General features: G+C 43.5%; 6 protein-coding genes and 2 pseudogenes. 1 reads left to right on the top strand and 7 read right to left on the bottom strand.

Features of this window, described 5'->3' with window-relative positions; all coding sequences use genetic code 11:
- Nucleotides 1-952 (top strand): annotated as a pseudogene (locus DFP83_RS13685) (IS3 family transposase); the annotation flags it as partial.
- A gap of 167 nt (nucleotides 953-1,119) precedes the next feature.
- On the opposite strand, the gene DFP83_RS13185 reads toward DFP83_RS13685, so the two are convergent.
- The 7 genes and pseudogenes from DFP83_RS13185 to DFP83_RS13690 all read right to left on the bottom strand — a co-directional run bounded on the left by DFP83_RS13185 (nucleotide 1,120) and on the right by DFP83_RS13690 (nucleotide 4,348).
- Nucleotides 1,120-1,440 (bottom strand): hypothetical protein, encoded by a 321-nt coding sequence (locus DFP83_RS13185; RefSeq protein ID WP_110576498.1) that lies wholly within the window; start codon nucleotides 1,438-1,440, stop codon nucleotides 1,120-1,122.
- A 7-nt stretch (nucleotides 1,441-1,447) separates the two neighbouring features.
- Nucleotides 1,448-2,128, bottom strand: coding sequence for a hypothetical protein (locus DFP83_RS13190; RefSeq protein ID WP_110576500.1), 681 nt, complete (start codon nucleotides 2,126-2,128; stop codon nucleotides 1,448-1,450).
- 144 nt (nucleotides 2,129-2,272) lie between these two features.
- Nucleotides 2,273-2,437, bottom strand: a complete 165-nt coding sequence (locus DFP83_RS13835; protein WP_198679865.1) for an Ltp family lipoprotein — start codon at nucleotides 2,435-2,437, stop codon at nucleotides 2,273-2,275.
- 12 nt (nucleotides 2,438-2,449) lie between these two features.
- Nucleotides 2,450-2,557 (bottom strand): annotated as a pseudogene (locus DFP83_RS13840) (Ltp family lipoprotein); the annotation flags it as partial.
- A gap of 232 nt (nucleotides 2,558-2,789) precedes the next feature.
- On the bottom strand, nucleotides 2,790-3,275 hold the full coding sequence (locus DFP83_RS13200; RefSeq protein ID WP_110576502.1) for a hypothetical protein: 486 nt from the start codon (nucleotides 3,273-3,275) through the stop codon (nucleotides 2,790-2,792).
- Nucleotides 3,276-3,659: 384 nt separating this feature from the next.
- Entirely contained in the window at nucleotides 3,660-3,959 is a 300-nt protein-coding gene (locus DFP83_RS13205) for a LytR/AlgR family response regulator transcription factor (protein ID WP_241971650.1), read from the bottom strand.
- Nucleotides 3,960-4,150: 191 nt separating this feature from the next.
- Nucleotides 4,151-4,348, bottom strand: coding sequence for a hypothetical protein (locus DFP83_RS13690; protein ID WP_241971651.1), 198 nt, complete (start codon nucleotides 4,346-4,348; stop codon nucleotides 4,151-4,153).
- Between the last annotated feature and the right edge of the window lie 576 nt (nucleotides 4,349-4,924).

Below are 4,924 nucleotides of genomic sequence, written 5' to 3' on the forward strand. Positions count from 1 at the left end.
TGCTTGGCCGTAAAACCATGGAAACGGAAATTCTTAAAGAGGCACTGGAGATAGCCCAGTCAAAAAAGTTGATATCGCGCATGCCATTGCTGCCAGCGGACGATTCCCTGTCATCCGAATCGTAAGCGCCTTAGGCGTGTCGCGCTCGAACCTTTATCAGCGTATTTATGAACGACAAAAGGGCCGTTCAGCGCGTTATAACAAGCAAGAAGATGCGGTGTTGTTACCGCCGATAGAACCGCTGTGTGATGGCCGTGCAACAAACGGCTATTGACGCATTACTGCGCACCTAAACCGCAAACTGCGCTCAGGTTACTATAGCTTTGCACGAGTAAATCCAAAGCGCGTGTATCGCATTATGCGCCTAAACAAGTTGTTGTTGCCGAAACATACTGGCCGCGTTGGTGATAACCGTGCTCATGACGGTAAAGTCGTTACTTTGCATTCCAACACGCGCTGGTGCTCTGATAGCTTTGAAATTAGCTGCTGGAAAAAAGAAAAAGTGCGTTTGGTATTTAGTCTGGATTGCTGTGACCGGGAAGTAATGAGCTACGTTGCAACCACCAAAGGCATCAGCGCCACGATGGTGCAGGATGTACTAGTAGAAAGCATTGAAAAACGTTTTGGTGATACTTCAGTTTTACCCAAACAGGTGGGGTGGCTGACCGAAAATGGCAGTTGTTATGTTGCCGATGAAACCCGGTAGTTCGCCAAGTCACTCGGTTTCAAGGTGTTTACGACACCGGTCAGAAGCCCGCAAAGCAATAGCATGGCTGAAGCGTTCGTAAAGACATTTAAACGTGATTACGTGTACATGAACGACCGACCGAATGCGGCAACGGTGATGGCTCAATTGGGTGATTGGTTCGAGGATTACAACACTTACTATCCGCACAGCGGATTAAAAATGATGTCACCACGAGAGTATCGCGCTCTCAAAGTGGCAAGTTAGCACTGTCCGTTTTAGGGGGGGCAACTACATGACATAATTCTGTCAGATTGCCGACCCCACCAGTGCGGGTCTTTTCTCACACCCACCTACGCGTTGTGATAAACATAATTCCAGAAATGCAAAACCCGCCGGAGCGGCGGATGGTTTCAAACATAGCGATGTCAAAGTCAGTAGTTTTGAATTTTTAAAACGTCAAAAAACACCTTATTTTTCTCACACCCAGAAAACGATGAATCGTGCAAAGTTACATTAAAATTGCTTGTTAACGCTTCTTTAAGAATTAGTATATATTCTTGTTTATCTTTTAGGTTTTCTTTCAAATAGTAATAGGTAGATTTACATCCATCCTCCGACTCAACGAATACAAAGGTTCCTTTTGGAGAAATTACCATCTCGCTTATCTTGCCTTTTACAACGAAAGTGTCGGTGGCAAATGTGTTAAATGAAACACACAAAAAACCTAAGAAGAAAAAAAGATTAATTTTCATAATTTATTTACTCTAAACAAGTATTTGAGCAAAGCTTAGTCGCTGCACTCATTCCTCTGCTTTGATATAAGAGTGAGTTCCTAGCAACTCCTCCCCCAATGTAACCTCCAGACATATATATCATTTGATATTGTTTACTGCCTTTAGTTCCATTTATGTGAGCTAAATCCCCTGGGGAAAACCCCGAACTGAGAGAACCATGACTATGCCAAGTAGCAGAAACATTACCACCGATGTTTATGTCAACCATGTTTCGATAGTACTGGGTCGTGATTTCTGCCTGAAGGACAAACTTTCCTTGATCCAAGGTAAAAGTCTCTCTAAATGCTGCACCTATTTCGATATCAAATTTCTCTGCTAATGGATGAACATTATCATGCATCCATTTCGCAGCATGATCGTTGTCATCAAAAATTTTGCCATTCAACTTCTTTTTCAATTTAGCAAATTCACTATCAAACAGGGCTTGTTCCTTATCATCAAGACTTCTTGGCTCTGGGGATTCTCCAGTAGAATTGTGGGTATTTGATCTTGCTTCTCCTAATGCTCTTGCAAAAGCGGCACCAAATGCTCCATTAGCAAACTTCCCGCCAGTTATTTTGGATATAGTTCCACCAACGACAGCACTGGAAACCACTCTGCCGACGGCGGTCTTAACACCATTGATAGCTCCACCAGCTTTGGCCAACTCGTGGTACTTGGCAATCTCTTAAGCTTTATTCTTAATCATTTAACACTTTGCCAGTGGATTACAGCACTGCAGGCAGTCCGGTGGAGTCCACTTTTTTGTAGCCACACCGAAATTAAACGACTAATTAAATCAGCTTGCCATTTAGCAAGCACCCGCTTGGTTTGCCCCGTAGGTTGCTTGGATCTGGGTGTACTTATCTCCATAACTAGATGAAAGCTGCCCAATGAGCCCTTTGCAAGAGAACCCTTGCATGCTTAGATAGTGTTTGGCAGATTTTACCGCTTGCTTATTCCAATCAATATTCATGCTATCGACAGCAACAGTTGCATCAGAAACGTTATAACCATCTCCATAGTATGACGATAGTTGCTCAATGAGTCCGTTGCGTGAGAAGCCTTGAACGCTTAGGTATTGCTCAGCAGACCTGACGGCATTCTTGTGAGGTCAAGTTAAGCCATTGGCCCACGTAGACGCAGAAGCAAACAGAACAGCAATCATAGCTAACTTCAAAAAATTGATGCTAATTTCGCCACTCGCGAAAAATGTGTACCTAACCCCTCAAGCAGAGGCGCAGCTTTGTAGTGAAGGCTAAGCAATAACGAAAAGGCATTACTTTACCTACGATTACTAAAAATGAACCTCATATAGACTGTAGTCACTAGGGAAGTAGCTCAATTCTTGAGCCATAGCGATTCTCGAGCATCCATTGCCTGTTGTATTTGGTAGATCTATTGTTGATATTACCGAGAAGATGATTTTTGACCCAAGTTGAATCGGGGAACTCTACTTCCGGCACTTTGCCGCTGTTGTCATTCATATATTTGTCTCGATCCACATACTGTTGAATGTGCTCTTCGTCACTAAAGAACCTTGCCCTAGTCTTAGGAAACTTATTGTAAAAGTCTTTTGCCATTTCGATCAGGGTTCCTTGGCGGACGTCTTTCGGAACCACTACTACATAAAACTCCCACTTCTCACTAGGAAACTGCATGTGACGGATCGTATAACTTCCCCAGACCTTAGCCGAAACTGAGGCCAACTCGATCTGACCTTTTTCAGGGCCCCCTTCCTGCGAGAAGGTCGGTGCACTGATCATAATCCACAGGAGAAGGGCGAATCTGAAAGCAACATTGGTTGGCCTCATTACTTTATCCTCTTCTTATATTTTTTCTGAAATTTGTATATTCAGTGCGCACTTGGTAACTCGCTCAATTGGCAATTTCGCGCCTTTAAGTTACGGATAAGACGAACGTGCAATATCCAAAGTTGATTTTTTGTTATTCCACAGACATTAATTAACTTAAATACAAAACGCAATAACAAAACGCTCGCGGTTTTGCTGAAGAAAACGTGCCATCCGTAGCTAATCTCACTTTAAGTTACTAATAACAGAGCGGCTAGTGACTTTCGATGAAGCCCCAGACGATATCGTCACACATAGATGATATCCAAGAAAAAAAGTAAGCCCAGGGTTGGCATTCCCTGAGTTTACCCATTACAAACCAAGTTCAAGCATTAGCTGGCGCTTTTAGTTACCGCCTAGCGGAAGCACCGTTTCATCAGCTAACTGGACCTCTTGGTATCGACCTAGCTCCGATAAAAGCTTTCGCAGGTGGTCACGCTTTACGATATGGCTGCGGTGTATGCGAATGAACCTATCGTCCAGTATGTCTTCCATGTCAGACAGTGTTGCCCGATGAAGCACTCGTTCGTTACCGAAGTAAATCTTCATGTAATTACCAAACGCTTCCACACGCTCGATAGAAGCAACCGCGACCAAACGAACCTCACCAGGGCGCGTCTTAACGGCAATAATGTTTCGTCTCATGCTCCCCATACCTAGTCCCTCTCCATAACCAGATCGGCATCGATGCTATTACCACCAGCCAGTCGAATCGACGTTCGCCCTTTTATTGAGTAGTCATTGTAAATTGCAAACAGCAACGTTGTGCTGAGCCCTATCGCCACTATGGCGGTGATCAGTGAGCCGGTAGATAAGGTTCCGATAATACCTGAGCCTCACCCCAGCGGATTCCAGAAGTTGGTAGCAAAGACTCCAGCTGAACCAACAGCTAATGCAAAGGCACCAGATGATGCTGACTTTAATGTTTTCACGTCATCAGCCAGCGACGAGTTTTTCACAGCTATTGTCTTGTCTTGCCTGTCGATAGCTGGCTCGAGTTCTGACTTGGTGTATACGACCGTTACATTCGACATACATGTCCCCCTAATTGACAGTTAATTAACTGCAGCCGTAACTGCCATTAGGTGATATAGGTTTGTGATTTCGTAAAATGATTGGCTATCTGAAGTAGCCAGCGAGCATCTTAAGATATTCTGTGTTTAAAGTTGCAATCCCAAATCAACGTTTAACCTAGTCACCGTAACTAAATTGGCGACATGTAAGATGAACAGCGTCACCACTTCCCTCATGCTACAGAAAGCAAAGAACAACATCAGAGAGCCAAACCATTGATATAAAGCATTAAATGTAGGATTAAATAAAACTGTAGATCATCTACTGTATTTTTATTTGACACGCATGAGGGATTGCTCTACGCTTAAATTATCAGCGTAGAAGCTCTACTGCGATTTTTTGAGTTTCAGTTGATAGGAGACACAGTAGAAGGCCGCTACCTTCTACTGTGTTATTAACTACCATTAAATAATGGAGATCATTCAAGATGAAATACTATCACCTGAATTCAGATAATAACCGCAACACTCATGTAATGGGATAGGTCGGAAGGAGGTCAGCTACCCACATGTGGTAGTCTTACTTTTCGACCAAAA

The sequence above is a fragment of the Idiomarina fontislapidosi genome (genome assembly GCF_003226255.1).
GTDB lineage: Bacteria > Pseudomonadota > Gammaproteobacteria > Enterobacterales > Alteromonadaceae > Idiomarina > Idiomarina fontislapidosi.

What these genes read in the sequence shown, in the direction of transcription:
- DFP83_RS13205 (WP_241971650.1), bottom strand. Translation starts at nt 3,959, where the DNA reads ATGAGACGAAACATTATTGCCGTTAAGACGCGCCCTGGTGAGGTTCGT.
- DFP83_RS13835 (WP_198679865.1), bottom strand. Translation starts at nt 2,437, where the DNA reads ATGAATATTGATTGGAATAAGCAAGCGGTAAAATCTGCCAAACACTAT.
- DFP83_RS13200 (WP_110576502.1), bottom strand. Translation starts at nt 3,275, where the DNA reads ATGAGGCCAACCAATGTTGCTTTCAGATTCGCCCTTCTCCTGTGGATT.
- DFP83_RS13690 (WP_241971651.1), bottom strand. Translation starts at nt 4,348, where the DNA reads ATGTCGAATGTAACGGTCGTATACACCAAGTCAGAACTCGAGCCAGCT.
- DFP83_RS13185 (WP_110576498.1), bottom strand. Translation starts at nt 1,440, where the DNA reads ATGAAAATTAATCTTTTTTTCTTCTTAGGTTTTTTGTGTGTTTCATTT.